Origin of the sequence: Streptomyces sp. NPDC050085, assembly GCF_044460595.1 — a bacterium.
Taxonomy (GTDB): domain Bacteria; phylum Actinomycetota; class Actinomycetes; order Streptomycetales; family Streptomycetaceae; genus Streptomyces.
The window spans coordinates 511,337-532,414 of record NZ_JBITJZ010000005.1; the positions used below are offsets into that span (position 1 = coordinate 511,337).

The 21,078-nt window shown below is 70.9% G+C and carries 17 protein-coding genes and 1 pseudogene; 6 read left to right on the forward strand and 12 right to left on the reverse strand.

Annotation, left to right across the window (positions count from 1 at the left end; all coding sequences use genetic code 11):
• Position 1 precedes the first annotated feature (1 nt).
• Positions 2–1,111, reverse strand: coding sequence for a mechanosensitive ion channel domain-containing protein (locus tag ACIBUY_RS21960; RefSeq protein WP_365564357.1), 1,110 nt, complete (start codon positions 1,109–1,111; stop codon positions 2–4).
• Positions 1,112–1,173: 62 nt separating this feature from the next.
• Between ACIBUY_RS21960 and ACIBUY_RS21965 the strand changes: the two genes are divergently transcribed.
• Complete coding sequence (locus ACIBUY_RS21965; RefSeq protein WP_399153391.1) at positions 1,174–1,743, forward strand: dienelactone hydrolase family protein; 570 nt, start codon at positions 1,174–1,176, stop codon at positions 1,741–1,743.
• A gap of 30 nt (positions 1,744–1,773) precedes the next feature.
• Here the strand turns inward: ACIBUY_RS21965 and ACIBUY_RS21970 are convergent, their stop codons facing one another.
• The 5 genes from ACIBUY_RS21970 to ACIBUY_RS21990 form a co-directional block, all read right to left on the reverse strand.
• Positions 1,774–2,769: a zinc metalloprotease gene (locus ACIBUY_RS21970; RefSeq protein WP_365564354.1), complete on the reverse strand. Its 996-nt coding sequence runs from the start codon at positions 2,767–2,769 to the stop codon at positions 1,774–1,776.
• A gap of 311 nt (positions 2,770–3,080) precedes the next feature.
• A complete protein-coding gene (locus ACIBUY_RS21975) occupies positions 3,081–4,778 on the reverse strand; it encodes an alkaline phosphatase D family protein (RefSeq protein WP_399153392.1) in 1,698 nt (565 codons plus the stop codon).
• A gap of 81 nt (positions 4,779–4,859) precedes the next feature.
• A complete protein-coding gene (locus ACIBUY_RS21980; protein ID WP_365564349.1) occupies positions 4,860–5,678 on the reverse strand; it encodes a thioredoxin domain-containing protein in 819 nt (272 codons plus the stop codon).
• A 57-nt stretch (positions 5,679–5,735) separates the two neighbouring features.
• Positions 5,736–6,425, reverse strand: a complete 690-nt coding sequence (locus ACIBUY_RS21985; RefSeq protein WP_365564347.1) for a hypothetical protein — start codon at positions 6,423–6,425, stop codon at positions 5,736–5,738.
• 134 nt (positions 6,426–6,559) lie between these two features.
• Positions 6,560–7,891 carry a DUF2252 domain-containing protein gene (locus ACIBUY_RS21990; protein ID WP_399153393.1) on the reverse strand — a complete coding sequence of 444 codons (1,332 nt, stop codon included), beginning with the start codon at positions 7,889–7,891 and terminating at the stop codon, positions 6,560–6,562.
• Positions 7,892–8,069: 178 nt separating this feature from the next.
• On the opposite strand from ACIBUY_RS21990, the gene dnaE reads away from it, so the two are divergent.
• Entirely contained in the window at positions 8,070–11,609 is a 3,540-nt protein-coding gene (gene dnaE / locus ACIBUY_RS21995) for a DNA polymerase III subunit alpha (RefSeq protein WP_365564343.1), read from the forward strand.
• 84 nt (positions 11,610–11,693) lie between these two features.
• On the opposite strand, the gene ACIBUY_RS22000 is transcribed toward dnaE, so the two are convergent.
• Entirely contained in the window at positions 11,694–11,873 is a 180-nt protein-coding gene (locus tag ACIBUY_RS22000; protein WP_365564341.1) for a hypothetical protein, read from the reverse strand.
• Positions 11,874–12,119: 246 nt separating this feature from the next.
• Here ACIBUY_RS22000 and ACIBUY_RS22005 point away from each other — a divergent pair, with 246 nt between their 5' ends.
• The 4 genes from ACIBUY_RS22005 (at position 12,120) to ACIBUY_RS22020 (ending at position 16,049) form a co-directional block, all read left to right on the forward strand.
• Positions 12,120–13,361: an NYN domain-containing protein gene (locus tag ACIBUY_RS22005; RefSeq protein WP_399153394.1), complete on the forward strand. Its 1,242-nt coding sequence runs from the start codon at positions 12,120–12,122 to the stop codon at positions 13,359–13,361.
• Positions 13,362–13,496: 135 nt separating this feature from the next.
• Positions 13,497–14,528 carry an ABC transporter ATP-binding protein gene (locus ACIBUY_RS22010; protein WP_365564336.1) on the forward strand — a complete coding sequence of 344 codons (1,032 nt, stop codon included), beginning with the start codon at positions 13,497–13,499 and terminating at the stop codon, positions 14,526–14,528.
• Positions 14,525–15,340, forward strand: a complete 816-nt coding sequence (locus tag ACIBUY_RS22015) for an ABC transporter permease (protein WP_399153395.1) — start codon at positions 14,525–14,527, stop codon at positions 15,338–15,340. The genes ACIBUY_RS22010 and ACIBUY_RS22015 overlap by 4 nt, the downstream gene beginning before the upstream one ends.
• A gap of 34 nt (positions 15,341–15,374) precedes the next feature.
• Positions 15,375–16,049: a DUF2567 domain-containing protein gene (locus ACIBUY_RS22020; protein WP_365564333.1), complete on the forward strand. Its 675-nt coding sequence runs from the start codon at positions 15,375–15,377 to the stop codon at positions 16,047–16,049.
• Here ACIBUY_RS22020 and ACIBUY_RS22025 read toward each other — a convergent pair.
• The 5 genes and pseudogenes from ACIBUY_RS22025 to ACIBUY_RS22045 all read right to left on the reverse strand — a co-directional run bounded on the left by ACIBUY_RS22025 (position 16,010) and on the right by ACIBUY_RS22045 (position 20,918).
• A pseudogene (locus ACIBUY_RS22025) lies at positions 16,010–16,877 on the reverse strand (dihydrodipicolinate synthase family protein). The gene ACIBUY_RS22020 and the pseudogene ACIBUY_RS22025 overlap by 40 nt on opposite strands.
• A gap of 103 nt (positions 16,878–16,980) precedes the next feature.
• Positions 16,981–17,484 (reverse strand): Cys-tRNA(Pro) deacylase, encoded by a 504-nt coding sequence (ybaK, locus tag ACIBUY_RS22030; protein WP_365564331.1) that lies wholly within the window; start codon positions 17,482–17,484, stop codon positions 16,981–16,983.
• 18 nt (positions 17,485–17,502) lie between these two features.
• Positions 17,503–18,288: an LON peptidase substrate-binding domain-containing protein gene (locus ACIBUY_RS22035; RefSeq protein ID WP_365564329.1), complete on the reverse strand. Its 786-nt coding sequence runs from the start codon at positions 18,286–18,288 to the stop codon at positions 17,503–17,505.
• 5 nt (positions 18,289–18,293) lie between these two features.
• Positions 18,294–19,304 carry a hypothetical protein gene (locus ACIBUY_RS22040; protein ID WP_399153396.1) on the reverse strand — a complete coding sequence of 337 codons (1,011 nt, stop codon included), beginning with the start codon at positions 19,302–19,304 and terminating at the stop codon, positions 18,294–18,296.
• Positions 19,305–19,397: 93 nt separating this feature from the next.
• Complete coding sequence (locus tag ACIBUY_RS22045) at positions 19,398–20,918, reverse strand: oxidoreductase (protein ID WP_365564609.1); 1,521 nt, start codon at positions 20,916–20,918, stop codon at positions 19,398–19,400.
• Positions 20,919–21,078: the final 160 nt, after the last annotated feature.

A 21,078-nucleotide genomic window follows, 5' to 3' on the forward strand; every position in this document is an offset into this window, starting at 1 on the left:
CCTAGCCGCGGCCCGTGCGTGGTGCCCGGCCGTTGCGGGTGATCACGTGGTCCGGGAGGGTCGTCGCCGCGTCGTCGGGGGCGATCAGGGCCGTGGCCGTGTTGATGCGGGGCAGCGCGTAGGGGTGCTGTTCGGTCAGCCAGGCGATCAGCTGCTCGCGGACCGTGACCCGGACTGTCCAGATGTCGTCCGCGTCCTTGGCCGTGACCACGGCGCGCACCTGCATCGTGCTCGGTGTCGTGTCGGTGACGGCCAGGCTCCAGTCGCGGCCGTCCCAGGCCGCGCAGTCCCGCAGGATGTCGTGCAGCTTCTCGCGCATCGCGGGCACCGGGGCGCTGTGGTCGAGGTGGAAGAAGACGGTGCCGGTCATCTGGGCGCCGCCGCGCGACCAGTTCTCGAACGGCTTCGAGGTGAAGTACGAGACGGGCATCGTGATCCGGCGCTCGTCCCAGGTGCGCACGGCGAGGAAGGTGAGCGTGATCTCCTCGACCGTGCCCCACTCGCCGTCCACGACGACGGTGTCCCCGATCCGCACCATGTCGCCGAACGCGATCTGCAGCCCGGCGAAGAGGTTGCCCAGCGTGGACTGCGCGGCGACACCGGCGACGATGCCGAGGATGCCGGCCGAGGCGAGCAGCGAGGCCCCGGCGGTGCGGAAGGCGGGGAAGGTCAGCAGCATCGCGGCCACCGCCACCACGCCGACGACCGCGATGACGACCCGCTGGATGAGGGTGACCTGGGTGCGCACCCGGCGGACCCGGGCCTGGTCGCGATGGACGGTGGCATAGCGGGCGTAGGACGACTCGACGACCGCGGTGGCGATCCGCACGATCAGCCAGGCGGTGGCGCCGATGAGGACCAGGCTGAGCGTCTGGCCGACCCCCGCGGAGTGCTTCTCGGCGATCTTCGCCTGGTCGTACGAGCCGCGCAACAGGGCTGTGCAGAGCACCAGTTGGAGGGGAAGGCGACAGCGGCGCAGCAGGCCCCACAAGGGGGTCTCGTGGTGGCGTCGGTCGGCGCGCTGCAGCAGTCGGTCGACGGCCCACCCGAGGAAGAGTGTGAGCACGACCGAGCCACCGACGACGATCAGTGGGCGCAGTACGTTCTCCATGCCTCGACGGTAACCGGGATCGGCCGCTTCTAACCTGCGGTGTTCCTGGCACCATGGGTCACATGAACATCATGCTTTTCCACTCGACGTACGGTCTGCGGCCCGCGGTGGAGGCCGCGGCCGACCGGCTGCGGGCCGCCGGGCACGAGGTGTGGACCCCCGATCTCTTCGAGGGCCGCACCTTCGACACCGTCGAGGAGGGCATGGCGTACCGGGACGAGCTGGGCAAGGACGAGTTGCTCAAGCGGGCCGTGCTCGCCGCGGCGCCCTACTCCGAGCGGGGGCTCGTGTACGCGGGCTTCTCGTTCGGCGCCGCGACGGCCCAGACGCTGGCCCTGGGGGACGAGAAGGCGAAGGGGCTGCTGCTCCTGCACGGCACGTCCGACATCGCGGAGAGCGCGTCCGTGGACGAGCTGCCCGTCCAGCTGCACGTGGCCGAGCCCGACCCCTTCGAGACGGACGACTGGCTGACCGCCTGGTACCTGCAGATGGGCCGCGCGGGCGCCGACGTCGAGGTCTACCGGTACGCCGGAGCCGGCCACCTTTACACCGACCCCGACCTGCCCGACTACGACGAGGAGGCCGCCGAGGCCACCTGGCGGGTGGCACTCGGCTTCCTGGAGACTCTGTAGCGCCTGTAGCGCCTGTAGCGCCTGTGGCCGTCAGCCGCGGTAGGCCGTCCAGCTGTCCTTCATGCGCTGCACCTGGCCGGCCGTGAACTGGTACATGCAGGAGTCGTACGTGTAGTCCATGAAGTTGTGGATCGGGTCGACACCGGTCTTGTTGGTGCAGGTGTCGCGCCCGGTCGGGCACTCGAACGCGGCGCTCTTCTCGGCCGGGGTGTCGGACACGTAGTCGCCGTTGCCGTTACAGCCGCCCTGGAAGGTGTGGTACAGCCCCATCCAGTGGCCTATCTCGTGGGTGCCGGTGTCGCCCTCGTTGTAGTTCGTGGCCGAGCCGCCGGGCAGCGAGGTGTCGAGGACGACCACACCGTCGTCGGACGGGTTCGACTTGTACGAGGACGGGAACGTGGCCCAGCCGAGGAGGTCCTGGCCGAGGTTCGCGGTGTAGAAGTTCAGTGCGTTCGCGCCGCCCTTGCGGAGGGTGGACTTCATGGACTTCTCGGCGGAGGAGCCCGGGGTGATGCCGTTGTACCAGGAGGCGTTGTCCGTGTAGTCGGTTCCGGCCAGCGTGAACTGGAAGCCGGAGTCCGTGTTGCCCGTGCCCTGGCCGCTGTAGGCGGCGTTCAGGACGCTGATCTGGTTCGCGATCGAGGTCGCCGAGAGCTTGCCGGTGGTGCCGCTGTGGATCACGTGGAAGTACACCGGGATCGACGTCGAGGCGGCCGCGCTCAGGCCGCGCTGCAGCGTGCCCTCCGCGCGCATCCTGTCGAGTCTCTTCTGCAGCGCCGCGTCCATGGACTTGGCCTGCGCCGCGCTGAGCTCGTTGGGCTCGGCGGCGTGTGCGGCACCGGTCGGCTTCTTCTCGCGGGCCACGGCATTGGTGTCCGTCGCGCACTTCTCGGCGGCGGCCGTGGTCTTCGTGGCCGCGCTGCCCGAGGGGGCGGAGAGCGGGACCAGGGCCAGGGTTCCGGCCAGTGCGGCGACGCCGAGCAGCCGGCGACGCAGGCGCGGGGACGTGGGGGAGGGCGTCTTCATGGGGTGCTCCTCGCGGACACGGGCGGAAGGGATTTCCTCGCCGCCGCGGGGAGATTACGTGCCCATGTCACTCCGGGAAGAGCGGCTAACTGGTCGCGTTGATCGCGGAGTTGAGCCGGGCATACCGGGGCAACCGTGAGAAGAAATTCGGTGCCCGTCCGGAGTTTGGGACACGGACGTAACGGCAGGGGTTACCGGGGTGGGTGGTGTGTCCGCTTTGGGGTCCGCGTCGGACCGCGAGCGCACCACCCACCGTGAGCGGCGTCATCCGCTCTTAACGTCCTTGCCGGTGACCGGAATTCACCGTGCATTCATCGCACGGGCGCGTCCACCCGCTCGACCTTCTGGGTGCCGGTGCGCGTGCGGTACGAGCGTGCCCAGGAGGTGGTGGCGTTCTTGTCGGCGCGGTCCGAGATCACGTAGTAGTCCATCTGTGCGTGCTCGGCCGTGACGTCCAGGACGCCGTAGCCGTGGGAGTCCATGTCGAGCCACTTCACGTGCCGGTTGGCCGCCTTCACGGCGGTCTCGGCGACCGTGGAGAGCGTGTCGGGGGCGACGTGCAGGATGTCGTCGAGGTTGTCCGACGTCACGGACGTGACCACGAACTCGGTGGCCGCGGACGGGGAGAGCGGATACGTCGCGGCCGTCACCGGGACGTCGTTCGCCCAGGCCATGTGGATGTCGCCGGTCAGGAAGACGGTGTCGCGGATGCCCTTGTCGCGCAGGTGGGAGATGAGCTCCTTGCGGTCGTGCGTGTAGCCGTCCCACTGGTCGACGTTGATCGCGAGACCCTCGGTCGGCAGGCCGAGCAACTCGGCGAGCGGGCCCAGGAGATGGGCAGGCAGTGAGCCGAACGCGACAGGGGAGATCATCACCGAGGTGCCGACCAGCTTCCAGCGCGCCGGGGAGGAGGCGAGCCCCGCCTTCAGCCAGTCGAGCTGGGCGCGGCCCGTGATCGTCCGCCCGGCGGAGTCCACGTCCCCGTTGCCGACGCTCGACTGCTGGGAGCGGAACGTGCGCAGGTCCAGCAAGTGCAGATCGGCCAGCTTGCCGAACTGCAGCCGGCGGTAGACGGTGCCCGCCGTGGACGCGCGGACCGGCATCCACTCGAAGTAGGCCTGCTTGGCGGCCTGTTGGCGGGCGGCCCAGTCGCCCTCGGTGCCCGGCGTGTGGTTCTCGGCGCCGCCGGACCAGGCGTCGTTGGCGAACTCGTGGTCGTCCCAGATCGCGATCAGCGGGTGCGCGGCGTGGACGGCCCGCACGTCGTCGTCGGTCTTGTGCAGGCCGTGCCGGATCCGGTAGTCGGCGAGCGAGACGATCTCGTGCGTCGGCCGGTGCTGCCGGACGGTGTACTTCGCCGCCGGGTACTCGCCCGTCTTGTACTCGTAGATGTAGTCGCCGAGGTGGAAGACGGCGTCCAGGTCGGTGCGCGCCGCCAGGTGCCGGTACGCGGAGAAGTAGCCGGCCTCCCAGTTGGCGCAGGAGACGACGCCGAAGCGCAGGTCTTCGGAGGCGTCGGCGGCGGGTGCGGTGCGGGTGCGCCCTGTGGGTGAGTATGTGGCGCTCGTGCTGCTGCTGCTGCTGCTGCTGGTGGTGCTGGTGGCGCTCGTCGTGTCCACAGAGAAGCGGAAGTAATAGGCGGTCGCCGGGTGCAAGCCCCTTACATCCGCCTTCACGGTGTGGTCGGAGGCGGCGGTCGCGGTCGTCGTGCCCCGGGCGACGACCGTGCCGAACGCCTTGTCCTCGGCGATCTCCCAGGCCACCGTCACGTCCGGGCCGAGGCCCGAGCCGGGCACGGCCTCGGCGGTGGGGGTCACTCGGGTCCAGAGCAGGACCCCGTCGGGCAGGGGGTCGCCGGACGCGACGCCGTGCAGGAAGGCGGGCGCCTCGGCGGCGTGGGCGGTGGCGGCCGCGAGGAGCGGGGCGGCGAGCACGGCGCCGGCGGCCGCGGCCTTGACGACCGTACGGCGGCGCGGAGTTGAGGGTTCTGACAGGAATCGACTGGTCACGGAGAGAACATTACTGATCAGTACATGTGAAGAGCGGGCGAACCCGAAAGGTTCGCCCGCTCTTCAACTCGCCGTGGGACGTCAGCCCTTGAGGGCCTTGTCCACCGCCGTGTTCCAGTCGGCGACCGTGCTCGGGGCGTTCTTGCCGTCGGAGCCGGTGAGCTTCTTGCCGTCCATGACGAAGGACGGGGTGCCCTGGACGTCGTACTTGTTGTCGTCGAAGTTCTTCGACATCTCCAGCGCCCACTTGTCGAAGGTGCCGTCCTTGACGTCCTTCTGGAAGCCGGCGTTGTTCTTCAGCGCGGGGACGGTGTTCGCGATCTTGATGAGGTACGCGTCGTCCTTGAACTTGTCGTCGGTCTCCTCCGGGTGCCACTTCGTGGAGTACATCGCCTCCTTGAAGTCCCAGAACGCGTCCTTGGAGACGTTCAGGGCGGAGCCGAGCGCGCTCAGCGCGTTCTTGGAGCCCTCGCCCTGGAGGTTGTTGTCGAGGAAGGTGGCACCGACGTACTGGATCTTGTACTTGCCGTCGTCGAGGTCCTTCTTCACCGTCGAGCCGACCGTCTGCTCGAAGGCGGCGCAGACGGGGCAGCGCGAGTCCTCGTACGCGATGATCGTCTTCTTGGCGGAGTCCTTGCCGAGGGTCACCGTCGTGTTGTTCTTGCCGGTGGTGTTCTTCGGCGCGACCAGGGCGTCGTCCTTGGCGGCTTCCCAGTACGAGGGCTTGTTGTTCTGCACGATGAGGTAGCTGGCGACGCCGGCTATCGCGAGGACGCCGACGATGGAACCGGCGACGATCGCCGTCCGCTTCGCCTTGTCCTTCTTGGCCTGGCGCTCGCGCTCGATGCGCAGCCGCTCGCGGGCCGCGGTCTTCGCCTGCTGGCTGTTGCGCTTGCTCATGATGTTCGTGCTCCGTAGCTGTGTGAGAAAAGATCGGGGGACTGTCGTGTCGCTGGCTCAGGCAGCCAGGCACGGCGGTCCGCGCCGCCCCACGGAGTGCACCCAGAGCCGGGTGCGGGCCGCCCGCACGCGGGCGGCGGGGAGCGGCCGGGCGAGGGCCGGCTCCAGGCGGACCGCGACCGCGGCAACGGCGATCAGCAGCGGCCGGAACGTGCACGCGGCCACCGCGCGCAGCAGTTGGGCCAGTGCCTGCTCGCCGCGGCGCAGCCAGAGTGCGGCCAGGAGGCCGATCGTGACGTGCGCGCCGAGCAGCAGCCAGGGAGCCGCGGGATCGGTGTGGGCGAACAGCGCGGCGGTCCTGTCGGTGCCGCTCGCGATGCGGGCGAGCGGCGTGCCCACGTTGCCCGCGCACAGCATGTCGAAGCCGAACGCGCGCAGGGGCCCGGCGACCGGGCCGCCCGCGTCGCCGTAACAGATGTGCTGGCCGGTGGTGAAGACCGTGTCGGCCGCCAGCTCCAGCGGGACGAGCAGCGCCGCGATCCGGCCGAAGCCGCGCTCGCGGCCCGCCAGCGCGTACGCGATCACGAAGACGGCCGCGGCGGTCGCGGCGACCGTCGTCAGCGGCAGCGGGACCCGGGACAGCAGGACGTGCGACGCGGCGGACAGCGTCACGACGAGTGCCGTGAAGAGTGCCGCGCGCACGGCTCTGAGCTGGGCCCCGGACATGGCCCCGGATATGTCGTCCATCGCGGAGGAGTGTCCCACGGCTCCCTGTAAGCGGTGCCTAAAGGGTGCCTGTGCGTTACGGAATCGGAGTGCGGGACGGCCGTCCCGTTGCGAAGAGGGTGTCCGGCCGGGGGTCCGTGGGTCGTCCCCCGGGACTATGCAGCCAGGCCCGGAATCCGGCCGTTGCGGAACAGGTCCACGAAGATCTGGTGGTCCGCACGCGCGCGTGCCCCGTACTCGTGCGCGAAGTCGATCAGGACCCCCGCGAAACCGTCCTCGTCGGCGGCGATCGCCGCGTCGATGGCGCGCTCCGTGGAGAACGGCACCAGCGACTCGCCGGACTGGTCGTCCGCGGCCGCGTGCATGGTCGCCGTGGCCCGGCCGAGGTCGGCGACGACCGCCGCGATCTCCTCCAGGTCGTCGATGTCGCCCCAGTCCAGGTCCACCGCGTACGGCGACACCTCGGCGACCAGCTGCCCGGAGCCGTCCAGCTCGGTCCAGCCCAGCCACGGGTCCGCGTGCGCCTGCAGGGCGCGCTGCGAGATGACCGTGCGCTGCCCCTCGTGCTGGAAGTAGTCCTGGATCGCCGCGTCCGTGATGTGCCGGGAGACCGCGGGGGTCTGGGCCTGCTTCATGTAGATCACCACGTCGTTCTCGAGGGCGTCGCTGTTGCCCTCCAGAAGGATGTTGTACGACGGCAGGCCCGCCGAACCGATGCCGATGCCGCGGCGCCCGACCACGTCCTTCACGCGGTACGAGTCGGGGCGCGTGAGGGACGACTCGGGCAGCGTCTCCAGGTAGCCGTCGAACGCCGCCAGCACCTTGTAGCGCGTCGCCGCGTCCAGCTCGATGGAGCCGCCGCCCGCCGCGAAGCGGCGCTCGAAGTCGCGGATCTCCGTCATGGAGTCGAGCAGCGAGAAGCGGGTCAGGGAGCGGGCGTCGCGCAGCGCGTCCAGGAGCGGGCCCTCGGCCGTGTCCAGCGTGAAGGGCGGCACCTCGTCGCTCTTGGCGCCGGTGGAGAGCGCGTGGATGCGCTCGCGGTAGGCCTCCGCGTACGTGCGCACCAGGTCGGTGATCTGGTCGTCGCTCAGCGCCTTCGCGTACCCGATGAGGGCCACGGAGGCGGCGAAGCGCTTGAGGTCCCAGGTGAACGGGCCGACGTACGCCTCGTCGAAGTCGTTCACATTGAAGATCAGCCGGCCCGTCGCGTCCATGTACGTGCCGAAGTTCTCCGCGTGCAGGTCGCCGTGGATCCAGACCCGGCTGGTGCGGTCGTCCAGGTACGGGCCGCCGTGCTGCTCGCGCTCCACGTCGCTGTAGAAGAGGCAGGCCGTGCCCCGGTAGAACGCGAACGCCGAGGCCGCCATCTTGCGGAACTTGACCCGGAACGCGGCGGGGTCCGCGGCAAGGAGCTCGCCGAACGCGGTGTCGAAGACGGCGAGGATCTCCTCGCCGCGCTGCTCAGCGGTGGGCTGCGGGACCGACATCGCTGGGTGCCTCCTGGTGCGGGTGGTGCGTGGGCTTGTGTGACATGAAGGACAGATGTTCTGACCTGTCCAACGCTCGACCGTACAGCGGAGTGCCCGCGGGTTGTCAGCGGTCGGTCGTAGACTTCCAAGCTGTCCCCGACCTGTCGCCGCGCGTTTGCCAATGGAGGCCCTCACCGTGTCAAAGCCGCCCTTCACGCACCTGCACGTCCACACCCAGTACTCGCTGCTGGACGGTGCCGCGCGGCTGAAGGACATGTTCAACGCGTGCAACGAGATGGGCATGACCCACATCGCGATGTCCGACCACGGCAACCTGCACGGGGCGTACGACTTCTTCCACACGGCGCAGAAGGCGGGCGTCACGCCCATCATCGGCATCGAGGCGTACGTCGCCCCCGAGTCGCGGCGCAACAAGCGGAAGATCCAGTGGGGCCAGCCGCACCAGAAGCGCGACGACGTGTCCGGTTCGGGTGGTTACACGCACAAGACGATCTGGGCGGCGAACAAGACGGGCCTGCACAACCTCTTCAAGCTGTCCTCGGACGCGTACGCCGAGGGCTGGCTGCAGAAGTGGCCGCGCATGGACAAGGAGACGATCTCCCAGTGGAGCGAGGGACTCATCGCCTCCACCGGCTGTCCTTCCGGTGAGCTCCAGACCCGCCTGCGGCTCGGCCAGTTCGACGAAGCGCTCAAGGCCGCCTCCGAGTACCAGGACATCTTCGGCAAGGACCGGTACTTCCTGGAGCTGATGGACCACGGCATCGAGATCGAGCGCCGGGTCCGCGACGGCCTGCTCGAGATCGGCAAGAAGCTCGGCATCCCGCCGCTGGTGACGAACGACTCGCACTACACGTACGCCCACGAGGCGACCGCGCACGACGCCCTGCTCTGCATCCAGACCGGCAAGAACCTCTCCGACCCGGACCGCTTCCGGTTCGACGGGACGGGCTACTACCTGAAGTCCACGGACGAGATGTACGCCGTCGACTCCTCGGACGCCTGGCAGGAGGGCTGCCGCAACACCCTCCTGGTGGCGCAGCAGATCGACACGACCGGCATGTTCGAGGCCAAGAACCTCATGCCGAAGTTCGACATCCCCGAAGAGGGCTACACGAACACCACGTGGTTCAAGGAGGAAGTGCGCCGCGGCATGCTCCGCCGCTTCCCGAACGGGGTGCCCGAGGACCGCCAGAAGCAGGCGGAGTACGAGATGGACATCATCATCCAGATGGGGTTCCCGGGGTACTTCCTCGTCGTCGCCGACTTCATCATGTGGGCGAAGAACAACGGCATCGCGGTGGGCCCGGGCCGTGGTTCCGCGGCCGGTTCGATCGTCGCGTACGCCATGGGCATCACCGACCTCGACCCGATCGAGCACGGGCTGATCTTCGAGCGGTTCCTCAACCCCGAGCGCGTCTCCATGCCCGACGTCGACATCGACTTCGACGAGCGCAGGCGCGTCGAAGTGATCAGGTACGTGACCGAGAAGTACGGCGCCGACAAGGTCGCCATGATCGGCACGTACGGAAAGATCAAGGCCAAGAACGCGATCAAGGACTCCGCGCGCGTGCTCGGCTACCCGTACGCGATGGGCGACCGCCTCACCAAGGCCATGCCCGCCGACGTCCTCGGCAAGGGCATCGACCTCGACGGCATCACCAATCCCTCGCACCCGCGCTACAGCGAGGCCGGCGAGATCCGGGGGATGTACGAGAACGAGCCGGACGTCAAGAAGGTCATCGACACCGCCAAGGGCGTCGAGGGCCTGGTCCGGCAGATGGGCGTGCACGCCGCCGGCGTCATCATGTCCAGCGAGCCGATCGTCGAGCACGCCCCGCTGTGGACGCGGCACACCGACGGCGTGACCATCACGCAGTGGGACTACCCGCAGTGCGAGTCGCTCGGCCTGATCAAGATGGACTTCCTGGGCCTCAGGAACCTGACGATCATGGACGACGCCGTGAAGATGGTGGAGTCCAACAAGGGCGTCAAGCTGGAGCTCCTGTCCGTCCCGCTGGACGACCCCAAGACGTATGAACTCCTGTGCCGTGGCGACACGTTGGGCGTGTTCCAGTTCGACGGCGGCCCGATGCGTTCGCTGCTGCGCCAGATGCAGCCCGACAACTTCGAGGACATTTCCGCCGTCTCGGCCCTGTACCGGCCGGGCCCGATGGGCATGAACTCGCACACGAACTACGCCGAGCGCAAGAACGGCCGGCAGGAGATCACGCCGATCCACCCGGAGCTCGAAGAGCCCCTGAAGGAGACGCTGGGTCTCACCTACGGCCTCATCGTGTACCAGGAGCAGGTGCAGAAGGCCGCGCAGATCGTCGCCGGTTACTCGCTCGGCGAGGCCGACATCCTGCGCCGCGTGATGGGCAAGAAGAAGCCCGAGGAACTGGCGAAGAACTTCACCATCTTCCAGGAGGGCGCCCGGAAGAACGGGTTCAGCGACGCGGCGATCCAGGCCCTGTGGGACGTCCTGGTGCCGTTCGCCGGCTACGCGTTCAACAAGGCGCACTCCTCCGCGTACGGACTGGTCACCTACTGGACCGCCTACCTGAAGGCCAACTACCCGGCCGAGTACATGGCGGCGCTGCTCACCTCCGTGAAGGACGACAAGGACAAGTCGGCCGTCTACCTCAACGAGTGCCGGCGCATGAAGATCAAGGTGCTCCCGCCGAACGTCAACGAGTCGGTGCACAACTTCGCCGCCCAGGGCGACGACGTGATCCTCTTCGGCCTGGAGGCCGTCCGCAACGTCGGTACGAACGTGGTGGACGCGATCATCCGCTCGCGCAAGGCCAGGGGGAAGTACGTCTCGTTCCCCGACTACCTCGACAAGGTCGAGGCCGCCGCGTGCAACAAGCGGACGACCGAATCCCTCATCAAGGCAGGCGCGTTCGACGAGATGGGGCACACCCGCAAGGGCCTCACCGCGCAGTACGAGCCGATGATCGACAACGTCGTCGCGGTCAAGAGGAAGGAAGCGGAAGGGCAGTTCGACCTCTTCGGCGGCGGCGACGAGGGCGGTGACGAGCCGGGCTTCGGGCTCGACGTCGAGTTCTCCACCGACGAGTGGGACAAGACGTACCTCCTCGCCCAGGAGCGGGAGATGCTCGGCCTGTACGTCTCCGACCACCCGCTGTTCGGCCTGGAGCACGTGCTCAGCGACAAGGCCGACGCGGGCATCGGGCAGTTGACGGGCGGCGACTTCGGGGACGGCGCCGTCGTCACCGTCGGCGGCATCATTTCGGGCCTGCAGCGCAAGATGACCAAGCAGGGCAACGCGTGGGCGATTGCCACCGTCGAGGACCTCGCCGGCTCCATCGAGTGCATGTTCTTCCCGGCGACGTACCAGCTGGTGTCGACCCAACTCGTCGAGGACGCCGTGGTGTTCGTGAAGGGCCGCCTCGACAAGCGCGAGGACGTGCCGCGTCTGGTCGCCATGGAGATGCAGGTCCCCGACCTGTCGAACGCGGGCACCAACGCGCCCGTGATCCTCACCATCCCGGCCCTCAAGGTGACTCCGCCGATGGTCAGCCGTCTCGGCGAGATCCTCAGCCACCACCGCGGCGACAGCGAGGTGCGCATCAGGCTCCAGGGCCCGCGCAAGACCACGGTGCTGCGGCTCGACCGGCACCGGGTCAAGCCCGACCCGGCGCTCTTCGGTGACTTGAAGGTGCTGCTCGGCCCGTCCTGCCTGGCGGGCTGACCGACACCGGCCGACACGCGCGAGGGGCTCACCCGGAATTCCGGGTGAGCCCCTCGCTGTGTGCCAAGTGCCTTACATCAGGCCTCAGTTGTGGCCGAAGCGGCGCTGGTGCTTACGGGCAACATCCGCCGGGCTGCCCTGTGCCTGCGACTCCAGCGTCGACTGTGCTTCCGAAGCAGCCGACTTGGCCTGCTCGGACGCCTGCTCGGCGGCGGAGGCGCGGTTCTGCTGGGCGCCCTGCTTGCGGTTCTTGTTCTTGGCCATGGTGATCTGCCTCCTGAGGGGGATCTAGGGGCCAGGGCCGCGTTCAGATTCACATATGGCGCGAAAGGTCGCATTTCAGAGAATTACCCTGCGTGACAAGGGGTGTCGGCGCGCATTCGTCCGGCCTTCACCGCATCCGCCACGCCGAAGATCGAGTTCGGGCCGTTAACCCCCGCGCCGTCGGGCAGACTCGAAGGAAACCCGAAGCGAACGCACGGCCGTCGTCGGCGAAAGAGGGTGGATCGCGTGGACCGTTGCATCGTCCTGGTGGATGCCGGGTATCTGCTGGGGGCCGCCGCGAGTCTGCTCGCGGGCGAACCCTCCCGCTCCCGCATCCATGTCGACCACACCGCCCTCATCCAGGGACTGCGGGAGCGCGCCGAGTCCGAGACCGAGCGCGAGCTGCTGCGCATCTACTGGTTCGACGGCGCCCCCGACCGCGTCCCGCAGCCCGAGCACCGCAGGCTGCGCGTGATGCCCCGCGTCACCGTCCGGCTCGGCGCCCTGACCCGCAGCGACGGGCGGTGGGCACAGAAGGGCGTGGACGCCGCGATGCACGCCGAACTGACCGAGCTCGCGCGCAACCGGGCCTGCTCGGACGTTGTCCTGGTGACCGGAGACGGCGATCTGCTGCCCGGCATGATGGCCGCCAAGGAGCACGGCGTCGCCGTCCACCTGTGGGCCGTCCAGGCCGCCGACGGGGACTACAACCAGTCCGAGGACCTGGTCGCCGAGGCCGACGAGCGGCGCGTCCTCGACCGGACCTGGATCACCAAGGCCGTGCGTGCCAAGGAGTACGGCGGGATCTGTGCCCCGCCGCCCGCGCCCCGGCCCGAGATCGCCGCGATCCTGTCCGCGCCGCTGCCCGAGTCGGCGCTCGCCGCCGCGGGCCGCACCGCCGACCAGGACGGGGCGGGAGCGCCCGTGCAGCACGCCCCGGCCGCACGCTCCGAGAGCGACGCCGACGACCGGGCCGCCGCGGCCAAGGGCGTGCCCACGCCGAAGGACCTGGCCGCGCTGCGCGGGCCCGGCGCGCAGCAGGTGCCGACGGGAGCGCACCCGGCGAACGCGACGCTGCGCTGGTCCTCCGACAAGGGCTGGGTCGAGCGCCCCGGCGGCACCGCCGAGCCCGCGGAGGCGGCGTCCCTGCCGACGCTGGCGCAGCTCACCACGGCCGAGCAGCGCTGGGCCGACCGCGAGGAGGACATCACGGCGGTCGGCGGCGACCCGTACGAGGTGGGGCAGGTCTTCGCCCGGCGCTGGATGGGGCGGCTCGGCGACCAGGTGCAGCTGCAGAAGCTGTCGACGCTCTACCCCCGGGTGCCGCACCGGATCGACGGGGAGCTGCTGCGGTACGCGGCGCGGTTCGGGCTGCTGGCCCACAAGGACGACCAGATCGACGAGCACGACCGGTACGCGATCAGGGCCGGGTTCTGGCGGGAGATCGACGTGACGACCTCCGCGGAGCACGCCACCGCGGGGGACTGAGATTTCCGTGCCCGCTTCCGTCTGTCGGGACGCCCGTCCCGACCTGCGGAACCGCCCGGCACAGCGGCACCGCGCGCCGCATTTGTCCGGCCCCGCGCGACATCGCGGAGCCCGGACCCCGTACCCTCGTTCCTCGTGAGTACGCGCACCGGCGAGGCCGCCCCGATCCATGGACGGGACGCTGTCGTCTGCGCCGTGCGAGGACTCAGCAAGACCTATCCCGCCGCGCGAGGGCACCGCGGGACGCCCGCGACGCCGCAGGTGCGGGCCACCGACGACGTCCGGCTCGACATCCGGCGCGGGGAGATCTTCGGGCTGCTCGGGCCCAACGGAGCCGGCAAGTCCACCCTCGTGCGCCAGCTCACCGGCCTGATGCGCCCCGACGCCGGAAGCGTGGAGATCCTCGGCCACGACATCGTGCGCCACCCGGAGCGGGCCTCGCGGATCCTCGCCTATCTCGGCCAGGAGTCGACCGCCCTCGACGAGCTGACCGTGTCCCTCGCCGCCGAGACCACCGGACGCCTTCGCGGCCTCAGCCTGAAGGACGCGCGGGCCGCACGCGACGACGTACTGGACGAGCTGGGGCTCACCGAGCTTGCCGGGCGGCCGCTCAAGAAGCTGTCCGGCGGACAGCGGCGCCTGGCCTGCTTCGCCGCCGCGCTCATCGGGGAGCGGCCGCTGCTCGTGCTCGACGAGCCGACCACCGGGATGGACCCGGTCGCGCGGCGGGCCGTGTGGGCGGCCGTGGACCGGCGCAGGGCCGAGCGCGGCACGACCGTCCTGCTCGTCACCCACAACGTGATCGAGGCGGAGACCGTGCTCGACCGGGTCGCCGTGCTCGACGAGGGCCGGGTCATCGCCTGCGACACCCCCGCCGGGCTCAAGGAGCGCATCGCCGGTGAGGTGCGGGTCGAGCTCGTGTGGCGGGAGAAGGCGCCCATGGAGCTCGCCGAGGTGGCACGCCTGCGCGAGCACGCCGTCGAGTCGGGACGGCGCTGGTCGCTGCGGCTCGCACCCGACCAGGCCCGGGCCGCCGTCGCCGCCGTTACCGGCGGCCCCGCCTTCGACTTCCTCGACGACTTCACGCTCGCCACGCCGAGCCTGGAAGACGTGTATCTGGCGCTCGGCGGGAGCCGCAGCGGCGTGAAGGGCCTGGTGAAGGCATGAGTGTCGTATCCGCGGAACCCATGCGGGGACTGGTCGAGGAGGCGGCCTTGATGGACGACGGGCTCGCGCCCCGGGCCCGGTTCCTGCCCTCGCTCGCCGCGGTCTACCGCGCCCAGCTCTCGCGGGCCCGCGTGGCCCGCATCCCGCTGCTCTTCGTGGCGACCTTCCAGTCCATCGGGATCATGATCCTGATGCGGGGCGTCGTCGACCAGGGCGGCCGCGAGGCGCAGGCCGTCGTCGCCGGGTCCGCCGTGCTCGTCGTCGCGTTCGTCGCGCTCAACCTCCTGGCCCAGTACTTCGGGCAGCTGCGCGCGGCCGGCGGGCTCGACCACTACGCGACCCTGCCGGTGCCGCCCGCGTCCGTGGTGCTCGGCGCGGCCGGGGCGTACGCCTCCTTCACCGTGCCCGGCACCGTGGTCACCGCGGTCGTCGGCTGCGCCATGTTCGATCTGCCGCTCGCGCACCTGTGGGTGCTCGGCGCCGTGATCCCGCTGGCCGGAGCCGCCCTGTCCGGGCTCGGCGCCGCGCTCGGGCTGCTCGCACCCCGGCCCGAACTGGCCACGCTGCTCGGCCAGTTGGGCATGTCGGCGGCCCTGCTGCTCGGTGTGCTGCCCGCCGAGCGGATGCCCGGGTTCGTGCAGTACGCGCGTGATCTGCTGCCCTCGACCTACGGCGTCGAGGCGTTCGCGCGGACCTTCGGGGACCACCCGGACTGGGCCGCGGTCCTGCTCGACCTGGGCGTCTGCGCCGGAGTCGGGGTCGCCTCGCTGGCCGTGGCGACGTGGGCGTACCGCCGGGCAGCCGTCCGGTGACGCGCCCGACAGGTATGCCTGGCACGATGTCAGGGTGACCGCACCGCTGACGCCGCCGCCTCATCAACCCCCGAACGACAACGGGCACGGGGACCCCTGGCAGGCACCCGACCCGATGACCGGGCAGCTGCCGCCCGTGCCGCCCGCGCCGCAGGAGGACGGGCCCGGGCTCGGCACCGAGCTGCGCGAGTCCGCCGTCGCGTTCGTCGGCGTCGCGCTCGTCGGGCTGCTGCTCGGCGCCCTGTGGCTGTGGCTCGCACCGCGGATCCCGCTGATCTCGGACAGCACGGCCGTCTACCTCAAGGACACCGAGGGGGAGCAGGCGATCGGGGTCGACGGAACGTTCACCCTGCTCGGGCTCGCGTTCGGCGTCGTCACCGGGGCCGCCGTGTTCCTGTGGCGCAAGCGCGGCGGGATCCCGCTGGTGGTCGCGCTCGCCCTGGGCGCGCTGCTCGGCGGCGTGATCGCCTGGCGGTTCGGGATCTGGCTCGGGCCGACCAAGGACGTCGCCGCCCACGCCAAGGAGGTCGGCAAGGGCGTCGTGTTCGACGCGCCCCTCGAGCTGAAGGCCAAGGGCGCGCTGCTTGCCTGGCCCCTGGCCGCGATGGTCGTCCACCTGGGGCTCACCGGCCTGTTCGGGCCGCGCGACCCCGATCCGTACGCCGGGTACTACGGGCCGGGCGTACGGAGCACGGGCTCCGAGGGGTAGAGCCCCGCCTCGGCGAGACGGCGCCGCACGTGCGCGAACTCGGCCTCGCCCAGGGGGACTTGGGGGACCGCCGTGGCCGGGCAGGCGATGATGCCCTGGAGGTGGACGGCCGCCTTGAACGCGCCGAGTGCCGAGGACGAGCCGCCCATCCGGGCCGGGTCACCGGCCTCGACGAGGGCGAACAGGGAGGCCAGGCGGTCCTGTTCGCGCCGCCCGGCGTCCCAGTCACGGGCGCGCGCGGCCTCGTAGAGACGTGCGTATCCGTGGGTGTCGACGTTGCAGAGGCCGGGGACGACGCCGTCGACACCCGCCAACAGGGCGCCGTCCACCGTGAGTCCGGACCCCGCGAGGACCGAGAAGGCGGGTGCGGCGGCGCGCAGCGGGGCGAGCAGGCGGCGCAGGGAGCCCTCGTCACCGCTGGAGTCCTTCAGGTCCGCGAGCGTGCCGTCGGCGGCCAGTGTCGGGATCGTGTCGCGGCTCGGCTTGCTGTGCACCGCGACCGGGATGTCGTACGCGAACACGGGCAGGCCGGCGCCCGCCCGCAGCCGCCGGAAGTGGTCGGCGATCCCGGCCGGATGCGTGCGCGCGTGTAGAACGGCGCGGTCGCCACGAGCGCGTCCGCGCCCGCCTTCAGCGCCGCTGCGCGTCCGTGAGACAGGCGGCCTCCCCGCTGGAACCCGGCAGGAACAGGCCGTGCACCCCGGCGCCGATGAGGTGCTCGGCGAGCGCGCGCACCGACGCCACGTCCACGTCTCCCTCCGGGGTCAGCGGCGTCAAGGGTGCGGCGGACCCCGGTGATCGCCTGTCAGGCGGGCCTGCGCCCGTGATTCGACTTGCCCTTCTTGATCCGCCACTTGCGCTTGCGCGTCTTCTTCGACATGTCCTTGGTGCTTAGTCGAAGGGCGGGGCCCCGTCGAGGGGTGGCGAGGGGTCACGCACGTCCGACGGGAGCGAGCACGGCGTCGGTGAGCGCCGCCAAGTCCCTTGGCGCCAGCTCGACTTCGAGCCCGCGCCGGCCCGCCGAGACACAGATCGTGGCGTGCTCGTCGGCCGACGCGTCGATGACCGTACGCAGCTTCTTGCGCTGGCCGAGCGGGGAGATGCCGCCCCGTACGTAGCCGGTGGTGCGCTCGGCGAGCGCCGGGTCGGCCATCGCCGCGCGCTTGCCGCCGACCGCGGAGGCCAGCGCCTTCAGGTCGAGCTGGCCCGCCACCGGCACGACGGCCACGGTGAGGTGCCCGTCGACGTCCGCGACGAGCGTCTTGAAGACGCGGTCGGGGGAGACGCCCATCGCCTCGGCGGCCTCCTCGCCGTACGAGGGGTGGGACGGATCGTGGTCGTACGCGTGCACCGTGAAGTCCGTGCCCGCGGCGGTCAGCGCCACCGTGGCGGGGGTGCCCCCGGACTGCTGCTGCTTCTTGGCCTTCTTCGCCAACGTGCCCGTTCCTTAAGGTCAGTTGAGGCTGGTCGCCTGTCGCGTCAGTTCCGTCGCGGGCAGCGACGGCAGGTGCCGGATGATCGCCGTCTCGGCGCGCAGCAGCTTCAGCTCGTCGCGCATCCGGGACGCCGCGTCCGGGGCCTGCAGCAGGCGCTGCTTGGTGGGGACGTCGAGGACGGCGGCCGCCGCCACCAGGTACGACACCACCGACGGCTCGTCGGGCAGCTCGGCGCCCGTCGTCAGGGACCGCTCGCGGGCACCCGCGAGGCGCTTCTGGTACGAGCGGAACGCCCGCAGCACGCCCTCGGCGAGGGCCCCCGCCTCGTCGCCGTCCTCCTCGGGCAGCTCCTCGACCTCCGCCGTCAGATACGCGCCTGAAGCGTCCACCGAGTGCAGCTTGACCCGGCGGGTGCCGGTGGCCAGGACCTCGAAGCTGCCGTCGGCGCGCTCCCGGATCGTCGCCGCGTCCGCGATGCAGCCGACGGCGTGGAAGGACGCGAGGAGGTCGTCGCCGAAACCGGCCGCCGGGCCCGCGCCCGCCTCCTTCGTCGTGACGTCGTCGGGCATCCCGGCGCCGCTGGGCGCGACCTCGTGCCCGTCACGGATCGCCACGACGACGAACTGGCGCGGCTCCTCGGACACGGACGGGTCGGTGTCGGGGCCGGTCGGGGCATCGGGGGATGCCTTCAACAGGTCGCGCATCAGGGCGCGATAACGCTCCTCGAAGATGTTCAGCGGGAGGACGAGTCCCGGGAACAGCACCGAGTTGAGCGGGAAGAGCGGAAGCCGGACGGTGGTCACGACGCTCAAGCGTAATGGTCGCCGGAGCCGGCAGGTCCGCCGCGCAGCGGCAGCGCCGCCGCGACCTCGAGGCGCACCCCGTCGCGCAGCTCCAGAAAGTGGCCCAGCGGATCCTCCGCGAGCCGGTCCCAGGGGAACGACGTCGCGTACGGGCCGATGAGCCGCAGCTGCGCGAGCGCGTCCGGCCAGCGCTCCAGCTCGACGAGGACGCAGGTCAGCAGATTGCGCACCTCCGCAGGCCAGGGATCGCCCCGGTCGTACGCGGCCGAGAGCTCCACGGCGAGATCTGCGGCCGCGTCCAGGCGGGCCCGCGGGATGCCGCGCGGGGTGCCCGTCGTCAGGTACGCGAACGCGGCGCGGGCCGGCAGCGCCTTCAGGAGCGAGCCGGGCAGCGCGTCCTGGGCCGCCCGCTCGGCGAAGTCGAAGCACTCGGTGTGCGAGCCGTACCAGGCGGCCGACAGGTACCGCAGCGCGGCGACGTGGCAGCCGTAGTGGTGCGGGGAGCGGCGGACCGCCTGCGCCCACAGGTCCTCGAAGTCGGTGTGCGGGGCGTTCGTGCCGCGGGCGTGGTCGAGGGAGACCCGCCAGGGGACCGGGTCGCGGGGGTCCGCCTGCGCCGCGGCGAGCAGCAGCGGCGTGACCTCCCGGAGCAGTTCGGCGCGGGCCGGGGACGCGAAGGCGCGGTCGACGGCCAGCTGGGCCTTGACCAGGAGCAGGTCGGGGTCGTGCGGCGACGCGTACTGCCAGGCGTCGAACCACTCGGCTCGGGAGGCGGCGAACGCGGCCAGGCGCAGGACGTAGCGGTCGCGGTTCTCCCACTCGGCGGCCTCGCGGGTGTGGGCGAGGACCTTGGCGGCCGGGCCGTACTCGCCGCCGCCCGCGGCGACCAGGGCCGGCGCGAGGCGTTCGTCCGGGGCGTCGAGCAGGACCTCGTGGTCCGGGCACAGTCCCTCGGAGAGGCCGCCGGTGTGGCGGATCATGCGGGCTGTGCGGACGAAGGCACGTATGAACGGCACGGGGGCCTCCTCTACGTACCAGGGTGGATGTGCCTGTGGGATGACGGTTCAGGCAGGTGGATGGTTGTGCGAGCCGGGTCTGGAATCTCTGTTCTAGCTTCTGCGAAGCAGCCGCGTCGCGCCCGCCGCCACCGTCGTCGCCAGGATCCAGCCCAGTATCACCAGGACCGCCGCGGCCCACTGCCAGCCGCCGCGCAGCTGCCAGCTGGCCGACTGGCCGAGGTCGATCACCGGCAGCAGCAGGTCGAGGGCGAACAGGGCCGAGTCCCAGTGCGGGCCCTCGCCCGGCTTCATCGGGGGGTGCGAGGCATGGCTGAAAGCGAACGCCCCGACCGCCCAGAGCACCGCCATCCACACCGCGGCCCGGCCGGGACGGTACCCGTAGGCCACCGTCCAGTCCTGGATGTAGCCCCACACCTTCGCCGCGGGCGGCAGCGTCTCGCGGCGGCGGCGCTGCTTGGCGAGCAGGACCTCGCGGGCGTCGGCGTCCTCGCCGCTGTTGCGCAGCACCGTGGCGAGGCGTTCGTACGGCTCCGGGCTGTACTCGGGGGTCGCCGACGACACCCAGTTCAGGCGCAGGGTGAGCGGGAACGGGCCGAACGGGATCAGGTTCTCGTACGCGAACCCGCCCATCCGCAGCCGTCCGCCGGGCGGCCCGGGCCAGCTCGCCGCCTTGTCCACCAGGTTGACGACCTTCGCACCGGACAGCACGACCCTGCCGCGCTGCGGCTGCTCCCCGAGGAAGCGCAGCTCGGGGGTCTGGATGCGGCGCAGCGAGACCTCCTGGTCGTTCTCCAGGGTGAAGCGGGCCGAGTCCAGATCGACCGCGTCGCCGAACCGTCCGTCGTCGAGCCGGACCCCGCCCACGCACTCGAAGCGCTGCACGCGGGTGCCGCGGGCCGGGGTCGAGCCGCTGGTCTGCAGCGGATTGCCGAGGCCCGCGGGGGTCAGGTACAGGGTGCGCTCGACCGTCATCTGCGGGGCGTTCAGGGCGCGGCGCCCCTGGGTGTTGCTGAGCCTGCTGCCGCGCAGCGAGAGCGAGACGCCGACGGTGGCACCGCGCAGGCTGACCTCGCCGTGTGTCTCCAGCATCTCGGCCTGCAGGTCCTGCCCGACGGACAACCCGTCCGCCATGATCGACTTGCCGCGCCGGTCGCGGAACACGACGGCCTGGTTGAGCAGCAGGTCCGTGCCGATGTGGGCGTCGGTCAGCCGGATGCCGCTGTGGAAGCGGCAGCGGGGGAGGTGGAGGTCGCCCTCGGTGCGCACCCGGGCGCCCTCCAGGCGCGGCACCGAGCAGTCGACGAGCCGCACCGTCGTGAAGTGCGCCTCCGGCAGCAGCACCTCCTTCTCGAAGCGGCAGCCCTTCAGCTCCACGTACGGGACGACGCTGCCGCCCGCCAGGTCCAGCACGTCGGTGATCTGCACGCCCTGGAGCTTGAGGGAGGAGACCCGGCCGGAGAGCGCGGGCGGCCCGTCGAGCAGCAGCCAGGCCACGATCCGCGCCCGCACGCTGCGCTCGGGACCCCACGCGTGCCCGCCGTGCGGATCGTCCACGTCCCGGTCACCACTGCGCAGGTCGTAGACGCTGCCGTTGCGGAACGCCTGCCACATCCCGACTTCCGCGGCGCTCAGCCCGTCCGGCACATCCCCGTCGACGCCGCCGCCACCGGTCGTCGTCACATCGACCACGACTGTCCTGCCTCCCCGTACGCCCCTGCTACTCGCGAGTTTCGTACAACCGTTCATGCCCGCTCGGTGACCGCCTGAACGC

Coding starts and splice junctions, on each gene's coding strand:
- ACIBUY_RS21985 (WP_365564347.1), bottom strand. CDS start 6,425: ATGGACGACATATCCGGGGCCATGTCCGGGGCCCAGCTCAGAGCCGTG.
- ACIBUY_RS21980 (WP_365564349.1), bottom strand. CDS start 5,678: ATGAGCAAGCGCAACAGCCAGCAGGCGAAGACCGCGGCCCGCGAGCGG.
- ACIBUY_RS22045 (WP_365564609.1), bottom strand. CDS start 20,918: ATGTGGCAGGCGTTCCGCAACGGCAGCGTCTACGACCTGCGCAGTGGT.
- ACIBUY_RS21965 (WP_399153391.1), top strand. CDS start 1,174: ATGAACATCATGCTTTTCCACTCGACGTACGGTCTGCGGCCCGCGGTG.
- ACIBUY_RS21960 (WP_365564357.1), bottom strand. CDS start 1,111: ATGGAGAACGTACTGCGCCCACTGATCGTCGTCGGTGGCTCGGTCGTG.
- ACIBUY_RS22015 (WP_399153395.1), top strand. CDS start 14,525: ATGAGTGTCGTATCCGCGGAACCCATGCGGGGACTGGTCGAGGAGGCG.
- ACIBUY_RS21990 (WP_399153393.1), bottom strand. CDS start 7,891: ATGTCGGTCCCGCAGCCCACCGCTGAGCAGCGCGGCGAGGAGATCCTC.
- ACIBUY_RS21970 (WP_365564354.1), bottom strand. CDS start 2,769: ATGAAGACGCCCTCCCCCACGTCCCCGCGCCTGCGTCGCCGGCTGCTC.
- ACIBUY_RS22000 (WP_365564341.1), bottom strand. CDS start 11,873: ATGGCCAAGAACAAGAACCGCAAGCAGGGCGCCCAGCAGAACCGCGCC.